Source organism: Stenotrophomonas sp. NPDC077659, assembly GCF_050268705.1.
Taxonomy (GTDB): Bacteria; Pseudomonadota; Gammaproteobacteria; order Xanthomonadales; family Xanthomonadaceae; genus Stenotrophomonas.
Genome location: NZ_JBNNHG010000031.1, coordinates 16,677 through 33,830, shown reverse-complemented (window position 1 = coordinate 33,830; position 17,154 = coordinate 16,677). Strand labels below are relative to the sequence as shown.

Below are 17,154 nucleotides of genomic sequence, written 5' to 3'. Positions count from 1 at the left end.
CCGCGATGGCTGCCGCACGCCGATGCCGTGGACCGATGCGCCGCTGGCCGGCTTCGGTAATTTCGATCTGCGGCGCAAGAACCAGCGCCCGGGTCGCAACCCCAAGACCGGCGAGGAAATTCCGATTTCCGCCCGTACGGTGGTCACCTTCCGTCCGGGCCAGAAGCTCAAGGAGAGGGTGGAAGCTTATGCTGGATCCGGGCAGTAACCGCGAACTACCGCCGATCCCGGCCAAGCGCTACTTCACCATTGGTGAGGTAAGCGAGCTGTGCGACGTCAAGCCGCACGTGCTGCGCTACTGGGAAACCGAATTTCCCAGCCTTGAGCCGGCCAAGCGCCGTGGCAACCGCCGCTACTACCAGCGCCACGACGTGCTGATGGTGCGGCAGATCCGCAGCCTGCTGTACGAACAGGGCTACACCATCGGTGGCGCGCGCCTGCGCCTGAAGGGTCCGGATGCGCGCGAGGAATCGGCGTTGAGCAACCAGATCATCAAGCAGGTACGCATGGAGCTGGAAGAAGTGCTGCAATTGCTTCGCCGGTGATCCCAAACCCCGCGTAATCCGCTATACTTCACGGCCCGCCGCACTGGCGGGCACATCGCAGCATCAGTCGGGGCGTAGCGCAGCCTGGTAGCGCATCTGCCTGGGGGGCAGAGGGTCGTCGGTTCGAATCCGGCCGTCCCGACCACTGTGATGAAACAGAAAGCCTGCGCAGCGATGCGTGGGCTTTTTTGTTGGCGACGGCATCGATTGCTGCACCGCTTCGACTGATTGTCCGCTTGGCTAGCGTCGAGCTTGCTCGACTGCCATTCGCAGCAGCAGTCGAGCAAGCCCGACACTACAGAAGACCCCTGCGCGGCGCTTCAGCCCGCCTGCACTTCCAATGCAGATACCAGCCAGTCGACCACCGGCGGCGAATCACACAGGAAGAACACGGCATCGCCGCTGCGGGCTTCGGTCAGCATGCGGTATACGCTGATGGCCACGCCGGACTGACTGGCAATGAACACTTCGCCGCTGCGCGGTCCATTGACCTGCCGTGATTCGCGTTGCAATGCCTGTCGCGCGGCAACGGTATCGGCCGGTTCGGCTTCGCGGGTCAGCTCGTGCCCACGCAGGCCCCAGGCCACGAAAATACGCTTGCCCTTGAACGTCGTGTCCAGGACCTGCACGTCGGCCGCACCTGTGCCGGCCGAGCGATGAATGACGGTACTGCTGATCAACGCAACCCCCTGTGGTCGTCGTGGTCCGCGCATCGACCAGCATGCCCGCCGCGACAGCCGGTGACGGGTACGGGGAGAGAGCCGGTCTGATCGGATGTGCGTCGATGATAAGGGAACTTGAGGCACCGGCCTGAACGCCCGGTATCGCGCATAACAGGTCGCAGAGTCGAGCAAGCTCGCCTCTACAAATCGTTTGGCAGGGCGGCGTCCACGGCGGCACGGGCGTGCAGGGTGGTGGTGTCGAACAGCGGCACGGGGCTGTCCCGGTCGCGTACCAGCAGCATGATCTCGGTACAGCCCAGGATGATCGCTTCGGCACCGCGCGCCACCAGGCGCTTGATCACCTCCACATAGATCTGGCGTGAGGCGTCGCTGATCACCCCGGCAATCAGTTCGCGGTAGATGATGTCGTGTACCTCGCGGCGATCGTCCGCCTCGGGTATCAGCACCTGCAGCCCGAAACGCTCGAGCAGCCGCCCGCGGTAGAAATCCTCTTCCATGGTGAAGGCCGTGCCGAGCAGGCCGACCGTGCGCAGGCCTGCACGCTGGATCGCCTCGGCGGTCGGGTCGGCGATGTGCAGCAGGGGCAGCGGGCAGGCGGCCTCCAGCTGCGGTGCCAGCTTGTGCATGGTGTTGGTGCAGAGCACCAGCAGGTCGGCGCCACCGGCCTGCAGGCGGCGTGCGGCATCGATCATCTCTGCGCCCAACGCATCCCAGTCACCGTCGTGCTGCAGCTGCTTGATGTGCGCGAAATCGACCGACCATAGCAGCAGCTGCGCCGAGTGCGCGCCGCCAAGCCGCTGGCGGACGTCCTCGTTGATGAGGCGGTAGTACTGCGCCGAGCTTTCCCAGCTCATGCCGCCGATCAGGCCCAGAGTCTTCATGCGCGTCTCCATGCAGGAAGCGCCATTGCAGCACAGAGGCACCAGCGCATGCACGCCCCGTACTGCGGACGTTTCGAGCGGCTGCTGGGCAGCGTGTTCATCGCCTTTGCGGTCGCGCTGAGCGTTCACGCCGCGCGCGCGGCACGCTCACAGGACGGGCATCGCAGGCGGCTTAACCTGTTCATACCGTTCGAACACCCTGTCGGGGAAAGGATCGATATGATCAAGTGGGCCATCATCTTTGCCATCATCGGCCTTATTGCCGGCGCCCTCGGATTTGGCGGTATTGCCGGCGCATCGGTCGGCATCGCCAAGTTCCTGTTCTGGGCCGGCATCATCATCGCCGTTGTGTTGTTCCTGCTCGGTATGACGGTGGCCAAGAAGGTCACCTAGCGCGGCAAGGTGAGAAGGGGTGTTCATCCCCTCAGTCGAGAAACACCGAAAGACCGAGCCCGGCCTGCAGGTCCGGGCTTTCTTCATCCAGTCCCGCATCGAACGATGCATCGAACTGGATCCGTGGGGTGAGCGCCCAGGTGACGCCAGCGCCTGCGAGCACCTCATGTGGTGCATCGCTCTTGGCCGTGTAGCCAGCCTCGACGAATATGCCCAACCGCTCGGTTGCCTGCAACGATACGCTGGGTGACCAAGTGGAACCGTGGACGCCTGCGCTGCGCTGATGGCTGGCATAGAAGGCGCTCGTCCAGCGGTCGCTCAGCTGGTGTTCGATGCTGGCTGCCAGCGCGTACTGACGCCCATCGCTGAATGAAGACCTGCCGGTGTCCACAACGGCCGAAGCACGCAAGGCCCAGGAGGTCGTTTCCGTGCTCCCCGGTCCGGCCCACTTAAGCGATACCGCCGTGTCACCTCTGCCTTGGTCGGTAGTTGCCGCAGTCCCAGCAGCCGTGACTCGACGGCGGTTCCAGGGGGACGCTTGAACCTGCAGTTCCATCGCCTCGGTCAGGCCGGTGCGTAGCAGAACAGAGCTGGTCACCTCACGGGAGGTGCCCGACGCATCGTGGGCACGTTCGTAGGTGGGGAATCCGAATTCCATCGCCACCCCCTTGGGCTTGACCGTATCGGTTGAAAAACCCAAGCCCGGCCGGTCGAAGCCGGGCACGGATGAGTCGTCAGCACGGGCAGAGCCGACGGCCAACACCAGCAGAACTGCGACAGAAACCAGGCGCATGAGAACATCAGGAGGTGAAGGCGCGCCAGCATGCGCAGGTGCGGCGTAGGGACGATGTGAGGGGCGCTCAGTCGTCGATGCGGGCGAAGCGCGGCTGCGGGCCGTGCGCGCCGGACACCTGCTCGACGAACATGGCATACGGGCGTATCCACAGGCCGCGTTCGCCATAAAGTGCGCGGTAGAGCACCTGCGGCTGCAGCGTTTCGCTGCTGCGCACGATATCGATCACTTCGTACAGACCGCCCTTGAAATGGCGGTAGCGGCCCGGCGCAAGGTGGGGCAGGGGGCTGAGGTTGGACATGGGGAAATTCTACTTCCGCGCGGGCGTGGGCGGCAGCGCGCACCAGGCATCGATGGCTTCAGCCGTATGCGCGATGCCCTGGGCCTGGGCCAGTTCCCACGGGCGTTCGCAGCGCTCGCTGCGCTGGCACCACTGGTAGCCGGCCGAGCCGATGCAGCCGTGGGCATCGCGATCACCGCCAACCACCGGCGCAGGGGGGGCGGCACTGCGCGCAGGTGCTGCGTGCGGAGGGGTGCAGCCGGCCAGCACCAGCGCGAACAGCACCGGCAGGAGGGGGATCTTCATTGGCGTTGTTCCGGGTCCGGGGGCCTCAGTGTCGGCCTCATCGCGCCGGGCAACAAGCGCTCAGCTGATGCTGGCGCGCACTACTTCTTCCAGCAGGATCAGATAACTGGCCACGAAGTAGAACTTGAGCAAGGTCGAGCGCTGCAGCGGAAGTGAGGTGCGCATGTGGAAGGGGCCCCCTGTTGGTGAGCGTAGTGTGAAGCTCTCCTGACTTCGTGACAAGGGTCACGGAAATCCTTCACTAAACCGACTCAGGGATGTGATGGGGGTCGTGTTCTGCGCTTCCAATTAGGATTTTTCGTATTAATCCGATAGGAACTCTCTGACCGGGTACCTAGGGTGGGCGGCAACCACGGGCGGCCCTGGTCTCGCCGCCTGCTTACCTTCAAGGAGCTCGACATGGTCTTTACCGTCAAATGTGCTGCCGCCCATTGGTCCGTACTGGATCCGGTCGCCGGCGTGGCCGAACCCTTCCCCAGCGGCGCCGCCGCATTCGATGCTGCGGTCGAGCGCGCCTGTGACCACCATCGTCGCACCGGCCAGGACAGCACCGTGCGCGTGGAAGCGCTGGGCAACACGCTGGATGCGGTGCACTTCAGTCATTGAAAGTCCGGTGCTTCCGGTAGCTGCGGCTAGGCCGCTTCGCTTTCTGCCAGCGCCCGTTCGATGCGGCGCCACAGCCAGCTGGCATGGATGTTCTTGCCGTGGACATGCGCGATCTGCCTCGGGAACGCCTTGTCGCGCAGCAGTTGCTGCGGGTGCCGGGCGAGCACGAGGATGTGCAGGTCACGGCGCAGGCAGCAGATGCGACGAAGCAATGGCACCCCGTCGGTCTGGCCGAGGGTTGGCATGCAGGGATCGATCACCAGCATCCTGCAGCTGGGATCGGCGACCCGCATCAGAACTTCGGAAGGCGAGCGTGCGTCCTGCACCGCTTGAGGGGCGAGGAGGGGCCGGATATGCGCTCCCAGCTCCTGGCGCACCCACGGATTGGCATCGGCGATGACGAGGGTGGCGGAATGGTTTCCGGGGCCGCTGCTCGGGTAAGTCGGCAGAGTAAGAGTCACAGGCGGGAAAGCAGATGAATCGCTGTCGGCATGCATGCGAAGTGATGAAGGTGGGTGGGGCTTGCTGGGCAAAGGACGGTGACGCGGGATCGATGACAACGACATCGCCGTCACCACTCGACATCCCGCTGAATCCAGATGGGGATGTCATCTGCGGCATGAGGCCGGGAGGAATTCTTCCGTAACAGGGTCGCTATGGCAGGTCCATTCGTTGGTAAACAGTTCGCGCCTCAGATTGATGAACGAACTCTGCAGGACGGAGTCGGGCTTGATGAAGCAGAAGAGCTCGGAGCTGGTCACTTCGAACCTTTCACATTGCGACCCTTTCGGAGGAAGGCCTATGTCCTCAGGCATCAATGCGCCAGACACTTCTTCTTCTGCCAGCAGCATTTCAAGGCCGACTTTCCCGGTAGCCAGTTCGGAAAGTGCGGCGGCCACCTTCGCGCGTGCTGCGAACTTCTGATACTGAGGCAACGCAATCATTGCCAGGATGCTGATGATCGCAACCACGATCATCAGTTCGATCAGCGAAAAGCCTTTCTGCCTGGATTTGTGCCGTGGCTCGCCCGACGCGGGAGTGCTGCAGGATCTCATGAGGGTTTCCTCTGAAATGGATGAAAGGACGTCGGCACCGTCGAGGCGATGGAACCCAATGGCTTGAGAAGGGCGGGGGCGGAAATGCTCATGCTCGTGGTTGAGGCAGGCTGTTCAGCCGCTCTGCGGCAGTAACGCATGCAGCGTCCCACCCACCGCATTCGTTGTCGGCGCTCAGCCGCGGCAGGGCTCTGGCAGAACGTTTTTGTCATCGACGTCGCTCTGGCAATCCCACTTGCCGGAAGCGTCCCGGACAAGACTCAGGCTGAAACCACCCACGCCGTAGGCGGAGTCGTCTTTCAAATTGCAGATCAGGCTGCCGGTGCCGCCCAGGATGTCCAGAGTGACGTCAAACGAAGTGCAGCGAGACCCTGCGTCCGGCAAGCCAACCATGGCCGGCTCCACGCCGCCGCTGACATCAGCGCCTTCTGCGAACAAGGCTTCCACACCAACCTTGCCGGGAGCGACTTCCGCAAGTGCTGCGGCGAGCTTGGATTTGGCGGAGAAGGATTGATACTGGGGCAGCGCGATCATCGCCAGAATGCCGATGATGGCGACCACCACCATCAGTTCGATGAGCGAGAAGCCTTTCTGCCGGGAATTGCGTTGCGGCATGAGCGCTGCGTGCGTCATCTTGTTATTCATCATGATCCTCCTTGGGCTTGTTCATTGGATGGGTGGCTGTGGAATGAATGTTCCAGAGCGTGCCAATAGATAATCACCAGGGCATGCGGATCGATATTCAAAAAATGGTAAAAGTGGCTTTTCTGCGCGTTTTTACAATTATTCAGATGATGACGGGCTGCATGCCGCCGGCAGCAGGTGCGGGTGGCTCACATGGGCCACGCAGCGCCACGCGCCCTGCGGGCTGCGCAGCAGCACCAGCGTGCCGTGCACACCCGCCGCCGGGCGCAGTTCGCAGGCGAGGCGGGCGTGGCCTGTCGCGGGCAGGCTCAACGTGAGATGCCTGCAGAACCTCGCGCTGGCCGGCAGCCCGAGATGCCGGTCGGTGATCTGCGCAGACACGTCGGCATAGCTCGCTTCCACCGCTGCGATTGCGGTGGCGAGGCTGGAAAAAGTGCTGTGAAGCGGGGTGAGGCTGGCGTGCGTGCCTGCGTTCGGCGCGACCAGGATCAGCGCGTACACGGCGATCAATGCCGCGGCAACGGCAACACCCACCCCGGGGCGCGCCCGGGGGGGCTGCATTTCGTTTGCCGGTAGTGCGCAGGATTGACGCATGGCGCTGCCTCGTGTGCAGGAACAGCTGCAGGACGACGTCAACAGACCGGGGCCGCCTCCCCGACGGCCCCGGTGTGCCCATCCCCATCCCCCTCCATGTGCTTCGCTGGCGGGGCGTTACAGCGCCAGCGAAGTTTCCACGTCAAGCACCATGCGGCGGGCGAGGGCGAGGTTGGCCTTCTGCCGGTCCAGGACGACGTAGAAGAACAGGCCCTTCTTGGCCGACACCGGGCGCAGCACGTGGTAGGCGCGGCCCAGGGTGATGAGGATGTCCTCGATGCTGTCATTGAGGTTCAGTGCTTCGGCCGTCTTCATCTTCGCGCGCAGTACCTCGGTGTTGCCGGCCGCGGCCAGTTCCATATCCACACCCGAGCCGGCCTCGCCGAGCAGCATGCCGCTCTCGTAGTCGACCAGTGCGACGGCTTGGGCGCCGTTGATCTGCATGAGCGCGTCCAGGCATTTGTTGATGGCGATATTCATTTCAGTCGTCCGTTGCGGGTGTTTGGAAGTAAAGAGTCGTTTGAGCAATGAGAGAGACATTCATCGGTACGTGGTGTCGGCCAGCGTGCGTACGCATTGCTTGGCATGCCAGAGCGCATTGCCGATGACGCAGCTGTGATCGCAGGCCGTCATCAGCAGGCGCTGCTGTGCGCCTGGAATGGCCAGCATCAGCACTTTGCCGCCGGCAGCGTCGAGGATCAGCGTGTCCAGCTCGCCAAAGCGCAGCTCGCGGCCGAGCGCGCTTGCCAGGCCCAGCATCGAGCTGGTCATCGCCGCCAGCCGGTCGGCAACGCTGCCCTTCGGGCCGGTCTGGGCCAGCGCGAAGCCATCGGCGCTGGCGACGACGATGGCCTGTACGCCGGAGACGTCGCGCGCCAGTGTGTCCAGCGCCGACGTGGTGCAGGCGGTGTCATTCATGCGCGGTCGCCATGGCGTTGCATTCGATCTGGCTCATCAGCAGGTCCATGGCGGTGATCGCCTGCTTCATGTCACGCGGGTCCAACGGCAGCGCGGGCAGGTGCGGCGCGTGTTCGCCCAGCCATGCCTGCCAGTGCGGCAACAGAGGGTCGTCGGTGCGGCCACATTTGGTGATGCCGATGACCACCGGCAGTGTGGGCGCGGTGTCGGCGATGGCCTTCAGGTGCTGGCCGGCGAGCGTGGCGTCCACGCCGGTGCTTCCATCCACCAGCACGATGGCGCCTTCGGCACCTGCCAGCAGGATCGGCCAGATGTAGGAGAAGCGTTCCTGGCCCGGTGAGCCATACAGGCGCAGCCGGTCACCGCCGGGCAGGTCGATGTCGCCGTAATCCATCGCTACGGTGGTGTATTCCTTGCCTACGCTGGGGTCGGTGTTGCGGGCCTCGGTCACCACCGCCTTTCCGTGCGTGAGGGTCTGCACCAGGGTGGATTTGCCGGCACCAAGAGGCCCCATTACTACGATCTTGTGCTCACGCACGGTCATGCACTCCAGCGGATACGAAGTTGGCGCCACAGGCTGACGAGCCCGTCAGTGGGCGAGGGACGGACGGGCAGGTCCTCGCCCATGACCGGAAAGGCGTAGGCGGTGAGGAAGGCAGCATTGAAGAACGACTGCACCTGGCGCGGTGGCAGATCCAGGATCTCGCAGCAGGCCTGCACCGAAGCGCCCTGCTTGATCAGCAGCGCGCACAGGCGGAAATGATCGTGCCGGTGGGCGAGGATGCGGAAATCAGGCCAGCGGCGCAGGCGCAGTTTCATGTCCGTGGCCAACGGCTGCATCGGCCGGTCGAGCCGTGTGGCGGCCAGGCCGATGTTCCACAGCGTCGGGCGCAGCGGCAGATTGCTGGACACCGTCGCGCGCTGCATGAACATCTCGCGCGTCGCCGGTGCCAGGCGCAATGGCGGATGCTCGTCTGCCAGCAGCTTCTGCAGCAGCGTCAGTGCGATCGGCGCGGGCGCGGTGGTCATCATCCTGTCGTCCTTCGCATCCAGCCAGCAGACGATGGCGTCGTCGTGGATGACGGCGGCATGGACCGGCCTGCGTGGCGCTGGACCGTCACCTGCCAGGAATACGCGAATCTGCTGCACGAACGGCAGCGCAGCGCTGGGCAGCGAGGCGTGCGTGATCGGTGTCCGCGAGGAGGGCGAAACAGCGAATGGCGCCCTGGGATCCTCGAACGAGGTGCGGCGGAATCGGACCATGGGTGTGGCGCGGTGAATGATCGGGGGCTCCATATGACCGGATTGGCGGCGCCTGATCCATGAAACTTTTGGGAAAATCGAGTGCGATTCCGATGTATTTTCCAGTGCATGCAATTAATTGAATTCTCAAGCGCGCTTATGTGTTTGAGGATTGTTGGAAAATGTGCGTTGTCAAGTTGACGCTGGCCTTGATGATTATTTAGTTTGGTGGTCGCGCACTGCGGCGTTTTCAGTTGGGAATATCAAGCATGCTTACTCGAATCGCCATCGCGGACGATCACCCGATCGTACTGCTGGGGATGCGCGTGGTGATCGAGGCGGGCGGTCGGCACCGTGTCGTGGCGGAGGCACACTGCGCCGAACAGCTGCTCTCGATCCTGGCCAGCGAGCCGGTTGATCTGGTGGTCACCGATTTTTCGATGCCCGGCAGCAACCGGTCCGATGGGCAGGCGATGCTGCAGGCACTGAGTCGCAATCACCCTGATGTGCCGGTGGTCCTGTCCACCATGATCACCAATGCCACCTCGCTGCAGATGGCACTGCGTGCCGGGGTGCGCGGGCTGGCGCACAAGGCCAGCGGCGTGGGCAGCGTGCGTGACGCGGTGGATACCGTGCTTGCCGGGCGTCTCTATCTCGACCCGGCACTGGCGTCGTGCCTGCTGGAGGCCGGGCGCGAGCGATCACTGTCGGTGTTGTCGCCCAAGGAACTTGAGGTGCTGCGCCTTTATGTGTCCGGCCCCTCGATCACGGAGATCGCCGCGCAGCTGCGGCGGACCGTCAGTACCATCAGCCGGCAGCGGCTTTCGGCGATGAAGAAGCTCGGGTTCAACAACGATGCCGAGCTGTTCGCCTTTGCATTCGAGCAGAAACTTGGCCTGCCGCAGGGCACGGGTCTCGCCGATCCCTGACAGCCGCATCCGCGCCGGTCAGGCCCGGTTGGGGTGCTTGAACAGAAGGGTAACGTGCCGGTGTTCCCTCTGTGCGGCGGACGCGGAATCCTGGATGCTTGCCCCCACCGTATTCATCTGGAGATGTGGGAATGGGCAAGGGATTCAACTGGCGCAGCGTGGCGTGCATCGCGCTGCCCATGCTGGCTGCTGCCGGTGCTGCACAGGCGCAGAACCATGGCTATGACGACCGCTATGACAACCGTGGCAGTGGTGTGGTGCGCTGTGAGTCGGTGAAGAACCGAAGCAATGAGTGCTATCTGGAGGGACGGGCGCGCCTGATCCGCCAGCTCTCCGGTTCGCCGTGCGAGGAAGGCCGCAGCTGGGGCCGGTCGCGCGCGGGCGTGTGGGTCACCCAGGGCTGCCGTGCCGAGTTCGTGGGCGAATCCCGCGGCGGCTGGGGCCACGGTGGCGGCAACGGTTGGAGTGGTGGCGGCGGGCAGGTGATTGCCTGCCATTCCAATGACCACCGGCAGCAGTACTGCGCCGCGCGCATCCGCCGTGACGTGCGTCTGCTGCGCCAGGATTCGCGCAGCCCCTGCGTGGAAGGCCGGACCTGGGGCTGGGACCGTAGGGGCGTCTGGGTCAGCGACGGCTGCCGGGCGCAGTTCCAGATCCATTGAGTTGTCGTGTCGATCGCCCAAGAATCAGAGTTCTCTGATGGCGGTCACAGTTCATTCCTCGTATCGTAGGCAGCTGGGGGCACTGCGCCTCCCGGTGTGCCCACCATCTTCGATACGCTGTTCAAGGAGTGAGCAACGCATGTTGATCCGACTGCAATGTGAGCAGCGCCAGTGGCGCGTCCTCCATCCGGACAAGCCGGAGCCGATCGAGTTCCGCGACGGTGTCCGCGCCTTCGATTTCGCCGAAACGCTCGCGCGGCTGCATTTCATCGACACCGGGCAGCGCGCCGCAGTGCGCGTGGAATCCAGTGGCGCGTGCGTGGAAGCGGTCAGTTACGGTTGAGGGCGCCATCCACCGGTCTGGTGGGTGCGGACCGTTGGTCCGCACATGAGGTTGGGGTCGGATCCCTTTCCGTACGAAAGGGCTCTGACCCCTCATCCATGCATGGCGTGGATCTACTCAGCTCGCCGCGCTCAATGGCGGCGTACCGCTGGCCAGCTTCGGCCAACGCTTGAGCACAGCCGCACGGATGCCGGCGGCATCGATGCCGGCTTCGGCCAGCAGGTCTTCGCGGCTGGCGTGGTGCTGGAAGGCATCCGGCAGGCCCAGGTGCAGGATCGGGCGCAGCACCTCTTCGGCATTCAGCAGCTCGGCCACGGCCGAGCCGGCGCCACCGGCCACCACATTGTCTTCGATGGTCACCAGGCCGTCGTGGCTGTTGGCCATGGCCAGCACCAGCTCACGGTCCAGTGGCTTGATGAAGCGCATGTTGACCACGCTCAGGCCCAGCTCGCGGCCCACCTGCTCGGCGGCGCTGACCGTGCTGCCGAAAGCAAGCAGAGCGATCCGGTGGCCCTGCACGCGCAGTTCGCCCTTGCCGATGGGCAGCGTGGACAGATCCGTGCCGGCGGCAACGCCGGTACCGGTGCCGCGCGGGTAGCGCACGGCGGCCGGGCCCGGGTGCTGCAGGCCGGTGCTGAGCATCTGCCGGCACTCGGCTTCGTTGGACGGCGCCATCACCACCATGTTCGGCACGCAGCGCAGGAAGCTCAGGTCCAGATTGCCGGCGTGGGTTGCGCCGTCCGGGCCGACGACGCCGGCACGGTCGATCGCAAACAGCACGTCCAGGTCCTGGATGGCCACGTCATGCACCAGCTGGTCGTATGCGCGCTGCAGGAAGGTGGAATAGATCGCCACCACCGGCTTGCCGCCCTGGGTGGCCATGCCGGCGGCCAGGGTCACCGCATGCTGCTCGGCAATGGCCACGTCGAAGTAGCGCTGCGGGTACTCTTTGCTGAAACGCACCAGGCCTGAGCCCTCGCGCATGGCCGGGGTGATGCCGTACAGGCGCGGATCGGCGGCGGCGGCATCGCACAGCCAGTCGCTGAAGACATCGGTGTAGGTCGGCTTCCTGGCGCCGGCCTTGGCCACCAGACCCTTGTCCGGGTCGAACGGACCGACGGCGTGGTAGCCGATCTGGTCCCCTTCGGCCGGCTCGTAGCCCTTGCCCTTGGTGGTCATCACGTGCAGCAGCTTCGGCCCCTTGGAGGCACGCAGCGTCTTCAGGGTGGACAGCAGGGCGGGCATGTCGTGGCCGTCGATGGGGCCGGTGTAGTGGAAGCCCATTTCCTCGAACATCGTGGACGGCACGAACATGCCTTTCCAGTGTTCTTCCCAGCGCTTGACGAAGCGCGCGGGGTTGTTCTTCTTGTCACCCAGGATCTTCTTGCCGCCCTCGCGCAGTGCATTGAGGGTGCGGCTGCCGGTGGCACGGCCGAGCATCTTGGTCAGCCCGCCGACGGCCTCGGAAATCGACATGTTGTTGTCGTTGAGGATGACCAGCAGGTTCGGCTCCGGATCCATCCCGCCAGCGTGCATCAGGGCCTCGAAGGCCATGCCGGCGGTCATCGCACCATCGCCGATCACTGCCACCACCTGGCGGTCATCACCGGCGGCCTGGCGGGCGATGGCCATGCCCAGCGCGGCCGAAATCGAGGTGGAGGAATGGCCGACGCCAAAGGTGTCGTACTCGCTTTCCTCGCGCTTGGGGAACGGCGCCACGCCGTCCTTCTGCTTGACGGTGTGGATCTGGTCGCGGCGCCCGGTGAGGATCTTGTGCGGGTAAGTCTGGTGGCCGACGTCCCAGACCAGCTGGTCGTGCGGGGTCTGGTACAGGTAATGCAGCGCCACGGTGAGTTCGATCACGCCCAGGCCCGCAGCGAAATGGCCACCGCTCTTGCCCACCGATTCGATCAGGTAGGCGCGCAGTTCATCGGCGACCGCGCGCACTTCGGATTCGTCGAACGTGCGCAGGTCATCCGGCGTCTGGATGCGCGCGAGGCGGGGGTAGCGGGCAGAGTCGATCATCGTGTTCGCACTTGTTCTGAACGCCCATTTTCGCCCTCAATCGGGGGTGGGGCAAGCAAACGCCGCCGCCCGTGACAGGACGGTGAGGGTTGCCGGTGGCGCTGTTCAGGTGCTGAGCTTGGATCGCTTGGGCAGCTGTGCCTTCAAGAAGGCCATCTGGTCGGCCAGGATGTTGCGGTTGGACAGGATGAGGTGCTCGATCCAGCTGGGCCGGTAGGGCACCGCGAGCAGGGGCATGCTGGCCTGCTGCGGGGTGCGGTCGCTCTTGCGCGAGTTGCACTGGAAGCAGGCGGTGACCACGTTTTCCCAGCAGTCCAGGCCGCCCTTGGACAGCGGCATGACATGGTCGCGGGTGAGCGCTGGCCGGTTGAACTGCTGGCCGCAGTACAGGCACAGGTGGGCGTCGCGGGCGAACAGCGCCGGGTTGGTCAGGTTCGGCGTGGGATCCGGTGCGCGCGAGCGGGCGTGCCCGCGGGCGGCGATGATCGGATGCAGGTCCATGCCGCTCTGCAGGCCGCTGAGGCGGTTGGTGCCGCCGTGGATATGCAGGCACGGGTCGCCGAGGGTCCAGGACACCGCGTTGCGGGCGTAGAGGCAGGCGGCGTCCTGCCAGGTGATCCAGTCCAGGACGCGTCCGTGGGCATCAAGCGAGAGCAGGCGGACGGTGCCGGGGCGATGCAGCGGGCTGGCGGTGGGCGATGACGCGGCGCCCGGAGCAGAAATCGAGGCTCCGGCTTCGATCAGACCCAAGCGTGTAGTGTCTGTCTCCATCGGGAGAACAGCTTATACCCGAATCATTGCGATTTGGATATCGCCTGGTGGGAGATATCCAGATCGCAATGATTCGGGTCCGCGCATTCTTCCTATCCCCCGCGTCGTTGGCGCGCCCCCCTTAACAAAGGGGGGGGGGGCTCTCCTCCAGATACATGGCCGGGGGCGGATCCCTTTCCGCAGGAAAGGGCTCTGACCCCCTATCCACGCGTGGCGTGGATCTACTGGGATGTCCACGCATGGCGTGGATCTACCAAAGGCGAGGTTGGGGCTCAGGCGCCGAAGCGGGCGTCGTCCATGGCCATCAGCGGGGCAGCGCCGGCCTGCAGGGCGGCGGCGTGGGCCAGGGTGCGCGGCAGGACGCGGGCGAAGTAGAAGCGGGCGGTTTCGCGCTTGCCCTGGGCGAACGCTGCGCCGTGCGCGCTGGCGTCGGCGGCGGCCACGCTGCGGGCCCACCAGTAGGCCAGCACCACATAGCCCGAATAGAACAGGTAGTCGTAGCTGGCCGCACCCAGTTCGTCCGGATTGCTGGCCGCACGCGTGAGCACGTCCATCGTCAGCGCGCCCCATTCGGCGGCCTTGGCCTGCAGCGGGCCGATGAATTCGGCCAATGCCTCGTTGCCTTCCTGTTCCTTGGCGAACGCAGCGATCTCGGCCAGCATCAGCTTCAGGCCGGCGCCCTGGCTGGAGGCGGTCTTGCGGCCGATCAGGTCCAAGGCCTGGATGCCGGTGGTGCCTTCATACAGCGTGGTGATGCGCGCGTCGCGCGCCAGCTGTTCCATGCCGTGTTCGCGGATGTAGCCGTGGCCGCCGAAGCACTGCAGGGCATTGTAGGTGTTCTCGATGCCCCACTCGGTCTGGCAGGCCTTCGAGATGGGGGTGAGGAAGCTGACCAGGGTGTCGGCGCGCGCACGCTCGGTGGCATCGTCGGCGCAGTGCGCCACGTCGATGAGGGTGGCCGCGTGCAGGGCCAGCAGGCGGCTGCCTTCCACCAGCGATTTGATGGTCAGCAGCATGCGGCGCACGTCCGGGTGCACCAGGATCGGGTCGGCCGGCTTGTCCGGGAACTTCGCGCCGCTGAGTGCGCGCGACTGCAGGCGCTCGCGGCTGTACTTCAGCGCGTTCTGGTAGGCGCGCTCGGACAGGCCGATACCCTGCAGGCCGACGCCCAGACGCGCGGTGTTCATCATTGTGAACATCGCCTGCAGACCCTTGTGCGGCTGGCCGACCAGATAGCCCTGCGCGCCATCGAAGTTCATCACGCAGGTGACCGAACCCTTGATGCCCATCTTGTGCTCGATCGAGCCGCAGCGCAGCGCGTTGCGCTCGCCGACGTTGCCGTCGCGGTCGACCTTGAACTTGGGCGTGACGAACAGCGAGATGCCCTTGGCACCGGCAGGGGCGTCGGGCAGCTTGGCCAGCACCAGGTGCACGATGTTGTCGGTCAGATCGTGCTCGCCGGCGGTGATGAAGATCTTGGTGCCGGTGATCGAGTAGCTGCCATCGGCGTTCGGTTCGGCCTTGGTCTTCAGCAGGCCCAGGTCGGTGCCGCAATGCGGTTCGGTCAGGCACATGGTGCCGGTCCAGCGGCCTTCGATGAGCGGCTTGAGGAAGGCCTCGTGCTGCCAGGCCTCACCGTGCTGCTTCAGCGCTTCGATGGCGCCGTGCGACAGCAGCGGGAAGTTGCCCCAGGCCAGGTTGGCGGCGTTGATCATTTCGTTCAGCGGCACGCCCAAGGTATGCGGCAGACCCTGGCCGCCCAGTTCCGGCGAGGCGGTCAGGCCGGTCCAGCCGCCATCGACGAACTGGTCGTAGGCCTGCTTGAAGCCCGGCGGGGTGGTCACTTCACCGGTGGCCTGGTCGAGCACGCAGCCGATTTCATCGCCCACGCTGTTGAGCGGGGCCAGCACGCTGGCGCTGAAACGGCCGGCTTCCTCCAGAACGGCATCGACCACGTCGGCGGTGGCATCGGTGAAGCCCAGGCGGGCGAACAGCGGTTCAACCTTGAGCACGTCGTGCAGGGCGAAACGGAGGTCGGAAAGCGGGGCGGTGTAGCTGCTCATCGGTGACGTCTCGATCAGGATAAAAGGGCGCGGCGGGCGATGCCGCGGCGAAAGGGAAAGTTCAGCGCAGCACGCCCGGCAGGCCCGGGGCCTGGTTGAGGGTGCTGCGGCCGCTGATGTCGAAGCTGCGCTGCTTCTTTTCCTGCGGGGTGGCCGCCACCGTGCCCTTCAGGGCATAGGCCAGGGTGCGGTTGCCGGCGAGGGCGTCAGCCACTACCAGGCGCGCGCCGGAGCTGGGCACCAGGTCAAGGTTGATGACGTCGGCCGAGGTGCCGCCGATGGAGATGGCTGGCTTGGCTGTCAAGGTGCCTGCTTCGGTATCGCCGACGGTCAGGGTCAGCGATACGTCGTCGAAGGTCATGGGCATGGAGCTGTAGTTCTGCAGGCGCAGGGCCACGGTCCAGCTGCCGTCGGCACGCACCGTGAGCTGCTGCAGGCTGGCCGCCGGTTCCGAAACGCGCTTGACGATGCCATCGCTGCAGGCAGCCAGGGCCAGGGTGCACAGGACGATCAAGGCGAAACGGAGGCGGTGGAACATGGGCGCAGGTCCTTTGTAGGCGGTGCGTGAGATAAGCATACTACGGCGTATGGTGGAATGGATCGCCCACGGCGACCCACGCCAAAGGGTAGCGCGTGGGCATGACGCACAGCAGCGCGGTCCGCAGGCGCGCGGATCGGTGTCAGTGTGGGTGTTCAGTCGGCCGGCGGCGAAGTGGGGTCGCGCAACGGGGCCATCACCCGCAGCGGCGCCAGGTCGTAACCCATGGCTTCGGCCCTGGCCTTGAGCTGCTCGAACAGGCGGCGGTCCATGTCCGGCAGGCGCGAAAGGATCCACAGGTACCTGCGGTCCGGTTCGCCGACCACCGCCCACTGGTAGTCCGGGTCCAGGGCGATCACCCAGTAGTCGGCCCAGACCAGCGGCACCCAGCTCAGCCAGTCCGGGGCGAAGCGCACCTGCAACTGCCCGGGCTGGCCCTGCACCGGGCGGGCCACGCCTTCGGCCACCACCCGTTCGCCCTTGCCGTTGCGGCAGGCGTTGGTGACGCTGATGCGGCCGTCGCGGCGCAGCCCGTAATTGGCGGTGATATCGCCCACGCACTGCTTCTGGAACGACACCGGCAGGTGCGCGATCTCATGCCATTGGCCGGCGTAGCGATCAATGTCCAGGGCCTCGACCGCGTGCACGGGTTCAAGGGCGAAGACCGGCGCGGTGGCCAGCAGCAGGCAGGTCAGCAGGGCAGGGCGCAGGCACATCGGCATGGGCAGGCTCCGGGTGTGAGCTTCGAGCGTAGGCGAGTGGCTGGGATGGGGTGTGAACGGAACCCCGTCTGACCGTGTCCGGCGCAATGCCGGGCGAACAAGCAAAAAAAAGACCTGCATTTCGCAGGTCTTCAAACTGGTGGCCGAGGACGGAATCGAA

The 17,154-nt window shown here is 65.2% G+C and carries 25 protein-coding genes and 2 tRNA genes (1 of these 27 cut by a window edge); 8 read left to right on the top strand and 19 right to left on the bottom strand.

Annotation, left to right across the window (positions count from 1 at the left end; all coding sequences use genetic code 11):
* The 3 genes from ACQKDV_RS07035 to ACQKDV_RS07025 form a co-directional block, all read left to right on the top strand.
* Nucleotides 1-208: HU family DNA-binding protein (locus ACQKDV_RS07035; protein ID WP_427783044.1), on the top strand; the 208-nt coding region annotated here is incomplete at its 5' end.
* Nucleotides 189-545 (top strand): MerR family transcriptional regulator, encoded by a 357-nt coding sequence (locus ACQKDV_RS07030; protein ID WP_427783043.1) that lies wholly within the window; start codon nt 189-191, stop codon nt 543-545. The genes ACQKDV_RS07035 and ACQKDV_RS07030, both read left to right, overlap by 20 nt.
* A 68-nt stretch (nt 546-613) precedes the next feature.
* Nucleotides 614-690, top strand: a tRNA-Pro gene (locus ACQKDV_RS07025).
* A 175-nt stretch (nt 691-865) separates the two neighbouring features.
* On the opposite strand, the gene ACQKDV_RS07020 is transcribed toward ACQKDV_RS07025, so the two are convergent.
* Nucleotides 866-1,258 (bottom strand): hypothetical protein, encoded by a 393-nt coding sequence (locus ACQKDV_RS07020; RefSeq protein WP_427783042.1) that lies wholly within the window; start codon nt 1,256-1,258, stop codon nt 866-868.
* Between the two features lie 149 nt (nt 1,259-1,407).
* The gene (locus tag ACQKDV_RS07015) at nt 1,408-2,109 is read right to left on the bottom strand and encodes an aspartate/glutamate racemase family protein (RefSeq protein ID WP_427783041.1); all 702 of its coding nucleotides are present in this window, start codon (nt 2,107-2,109) and stop codon (nt 1,408-1,410) included.
* A 219-nt stretch (nt 2,110-2,328) separates the two neighbouring features.
* On the opposite strand from ACQKDV_RS07015, the gene ACQKDV_RS07010 reads away from it, so the two are divergent.
* The gene (locus ACQKDV_RS07010; protein WP_108769430.1) at nt 2,329-2,502 is read left to right on the top strand and encodes a DUF1328 domain-containing protein; all 174 of its coding nucleotides are present in this window, start codon (nt 2,329-2,331) and stop codon (nt 2,500-2,502) included.
* 31 nt (nt 2,503-2,533) lie between these two features.
* On the opposite strand, the gene ACQKDV_RS07005 is transcribed toward ACQKDV_RS07010, so the two are convergent.
* The 3 genes from ACQKDV_RS07005 to ACQKDV_RS06995 form a co-directional block, all read right to left on the bottom strand.
* Nucleotides 2,534-3,295 carry a transporter gene (locus ACQKDV_RS07005; RefSeq protein ID WP_427783040.1) on the bottom strand — a complete coding sequence of 254 codons (762 nt, stop codon included), beginning with the start codon at nt 3,293-3,295 and terminating at the stop codon, nt 2,534-2,536.
* A 67-nt stretch (nt 3,296-3,362) separates the two neighbouring features.
* Nucleotides 3,363-3,596: a DUF1653 domain-containing protein gene (locus ACQKDV_RS07000; protein ID WP_427783039.1), complete on the bottom strand. Its 234-nt coding sequence runs from the start codon at nt 3,594-3,596 to the stop codon at nt 3,363-3,365.
* 9 nt (nt 3,597-3,605) lie between these two features.
* The gene (locus ACQKDV_RS06995) at nt 3,606-3,881 is read right to left on the bottom strand and encodes a hypothetical protein (protein WP_427783038.1); all 276 of its coding nucleotides are present in this window, start codon (nt 3,879-3,881) and stop codon (nt 3,606-3,608) included.
* Nucleotides 3,882-4,280: 399 nt separating this feature from the next.
* Here ACQKDV_RS06995 and ACQKDV_RS06990 point away from each other — a divergent pair, with 399 nt between their 5' ends.
* A complete protein-coding gene (locus tag ACQKDV_RS06990) occupies nt 4,281-4,487 on the top strand; it encodes a hypothetical protein (protein ID WP_427783037.1) in 207 nt (68 codons plus the stop codon).
* Between the two features lie 26 nt (nt 4,488-4,513).
* Here ACQKDV_RS06990 and ACQKDV_RS06985 read toward each other — a convergent pair whose 3' ends face one another.
* From ACQKDV_RS06985 to ACQKDV_RS06950, 8 genes are all read right to left on the bottom strand, one after another.
* On the bottom strand, nt 4,514-4,984 hold the full coding sequence (locus tag ACQKDV_RS06985) for a hypothetical protein (RefSeq protein WP_427783036.1): 471 nt from the start codon (nt 4,982-4,984) through the stop codon (nt 4,514-4,516).
* Between the two features lie 111 nt (nt 4,985-5,095).
* Nucleotides 5,096-5,542: a pilin gene (locus tag ACQKDV_RS06980; RefSeq protein ID WP_427783035.1), complete on the bottom strand. Its 447-nt coding sequence runs from the start codon at nt 5,540-5,542 to the stop codon at nt 5,096-5,098.
* A 174-nt stretch (nt 5,543-5,716) separates the two neighbouring features.
* Nucleotides 5,717-6,187 (bottom strand): pilin, encoded by a 471-nt coding sequence (locus tag ACQKDV_RS06975; protein WP_427783034.1) that lies wholly within the window; start codon nt 6,185-6,187, stop codon nt 5,717-5,719.
* A 138-nt stretch (nt 6,188-6,325) separates the two neighbouring features.
* A complete protein-coding gene (locus ACQKDV_RS06970; protein ID WP_427783033.1) occupies nt 6,326-6,688 on the bottom strand; it encodes a pilin in 363 nt (120 codons plus the stop codon).
* Between the two features lie 210 nt (nt 6,689-6,898).
* On the bottom strand, nt 6,899-7,261 hold the full coding sequence (locus ACQKDV_RS06965) for a hypothetical protein (RefSeq protein WP_427783032.1): 363 nt from the start codon (nt 7,259-7,261) through the stop codon (nt 6,899-6,901).
* 60 nt (nt 7,262-7,321) lie between these two features.
* Nucleotides 7,322-7,699 (bottom strand): roadblock/LC7 domain-containing protein, encoded by a 378-nt coding sequence (locus ACQKDV_RS06960; protein ID WP_427783031.1) that lies wholly within the window; start codon nt 7,697-7,699, stop codon nt 7,322-7,324.
* Entirely contained in the window at nt 7,692-8,243 is a 552-nt protein-coding gene (locus ACQKDV_RS06955; protein ID WP_427783030.1) for a GTP-binding protein, read from the bottom strand. The genes ACQKDV_RS06960 and ACQKDV_RS06955 overlap by 8 nt, the downstream gene beginning before the upstream one ends.
* A complete protein-coding gene (locus ACQKDV_RS06950; protein ID WP_427783029.1) occupies nt 8,240-8,962 on the bottom strand; it encodes a hypothetical protein in 723 nt (240 codons plus the stop codon). Before ACQKDV_RS06950 ends, ACQKDV_RS06955 begins: the two co-directional genes overlap by 4 nt.
* 248 nt (nt 8,963-9,210) lie before the next feature.
* On the opposite strand from ACQKDV_RS06950, the gene ACQKDV_RS06945 reads away from it, so the two are divergent.
* From ACQKDV_RS06945 to ACQKDV_RS06935, 3 genes are all read left to right on the top strand, one after another.
* Nucleotides 9,211-9,870 (top strand): response regulator, encoded by a 660-nt coding sequence (locus ACQKDV_RS06945; RefSeq protein ID WP_427783028.1) that lies wholly within the window; start codon nt 9,211-9,213, stop codon nt 9,868-9,870.
* Nucleotides 9,871-10,001: 131 nt separating this feature from the next.
* Nucleotides 10,002-10,532, top strand: a complete 531-nt coding sequence (locus ACQKDV_RS06940) for a DUF3011 domain-containing protein (RefSeq protein WP_427783027.1) — start codon at nt 10,002-10,004, stop codon at nt 10,530-10,532.
* Between the two features lie 139 nt (nt 10,533-10,671).
* A complete protein-coding gene (locus ACQKDV_RS06935) occupies nt 10,672-10,875 on the top strand; it encodes a hypothetical protein (RefSeq protein ID WP_427783026.1) in 204 nt (67 codons plus the stop codon).
* Nucleotides 10,876-10,992: 117 nt separating this feature from the next.
* On the opposite strand, the gene dxs is transcribed toward ACQKDV_RS06935, so the two are convergent.
* From dxs to ACQKDV_RS06905, 6 genes are all read right to left on the bottom strand, one after another.
* Nucleotides 10,993-12,900, bottom strand: a complete 1,908-nt coding sequence (gene dxs, locus ACQKDV_RS06930; RefSeq protein ID WP_427783025.1) for a 1-deoxy-D-xylulose-5-phosphate synthase — start codon at nt 12,898-12,900, stop codon at nt 10,993-10,995.
* A 105-nt stretch (nt 12,901-13,005) separates the two neighbouring features.
* Complete coding sequence (locus ACQKDV_RS06925) at nt 13,006-13,671, bottom strand: HNH endonuclease (protein WP_427783024.1); 666 nt, start codon at nt 13,669-13,671, stop codon at nt 13,006-13,008.
* Nucleotides 13,672-13,943: 272 nt separating this feature from the next.
* Nucleotides 13,944-15,734: an acyl-CoA dehydrogenase C-terminal domain-containing protein gene (locus ACQKDV_RS06920; protein ID WP_427783023.1), complete on the bottom strand. Its 1,791-nt coding sequence runs from the start codon at nt 15,732-15,734 to the stop codon at nt 13,944-13,946.
* Nucleotides 15,735-15,795: 61 nt separating this feature from the next.
* Nucleotides 15,796-16,272 carry an LEA type 2 family protein gene (locus ACQKDV_RS06915; protein ID WP_427783022.1) on the bottom strand — a complete coding sequence of 159 codons (477 nt, stop codon included), beginning with the start codon at nt 16,270-16,272 and terminating at the stop codon, nt 15,796-15,798.
* 155 nt (nt 16,273-16,427) lie between these two features.
* Complete coding sequence (locus tag ACQKDV_RS06910) at nt 16,428-16,988, bottom strand: lipocalin family protein (protein WP_427783045.1); 561 nt, start codon at nt 16,986-16,988, stop codon at nt 16,428-16,430.
* A gap of 143 nt (nt 16,989-17,131) precedes the next feature.
* Nucleotides 17,132-17,154: transfer RNA gene (locus ACQKDV_RS06905), tRNA-Phe, on the bottom strand; it runs 153 nt beyond the window's last position.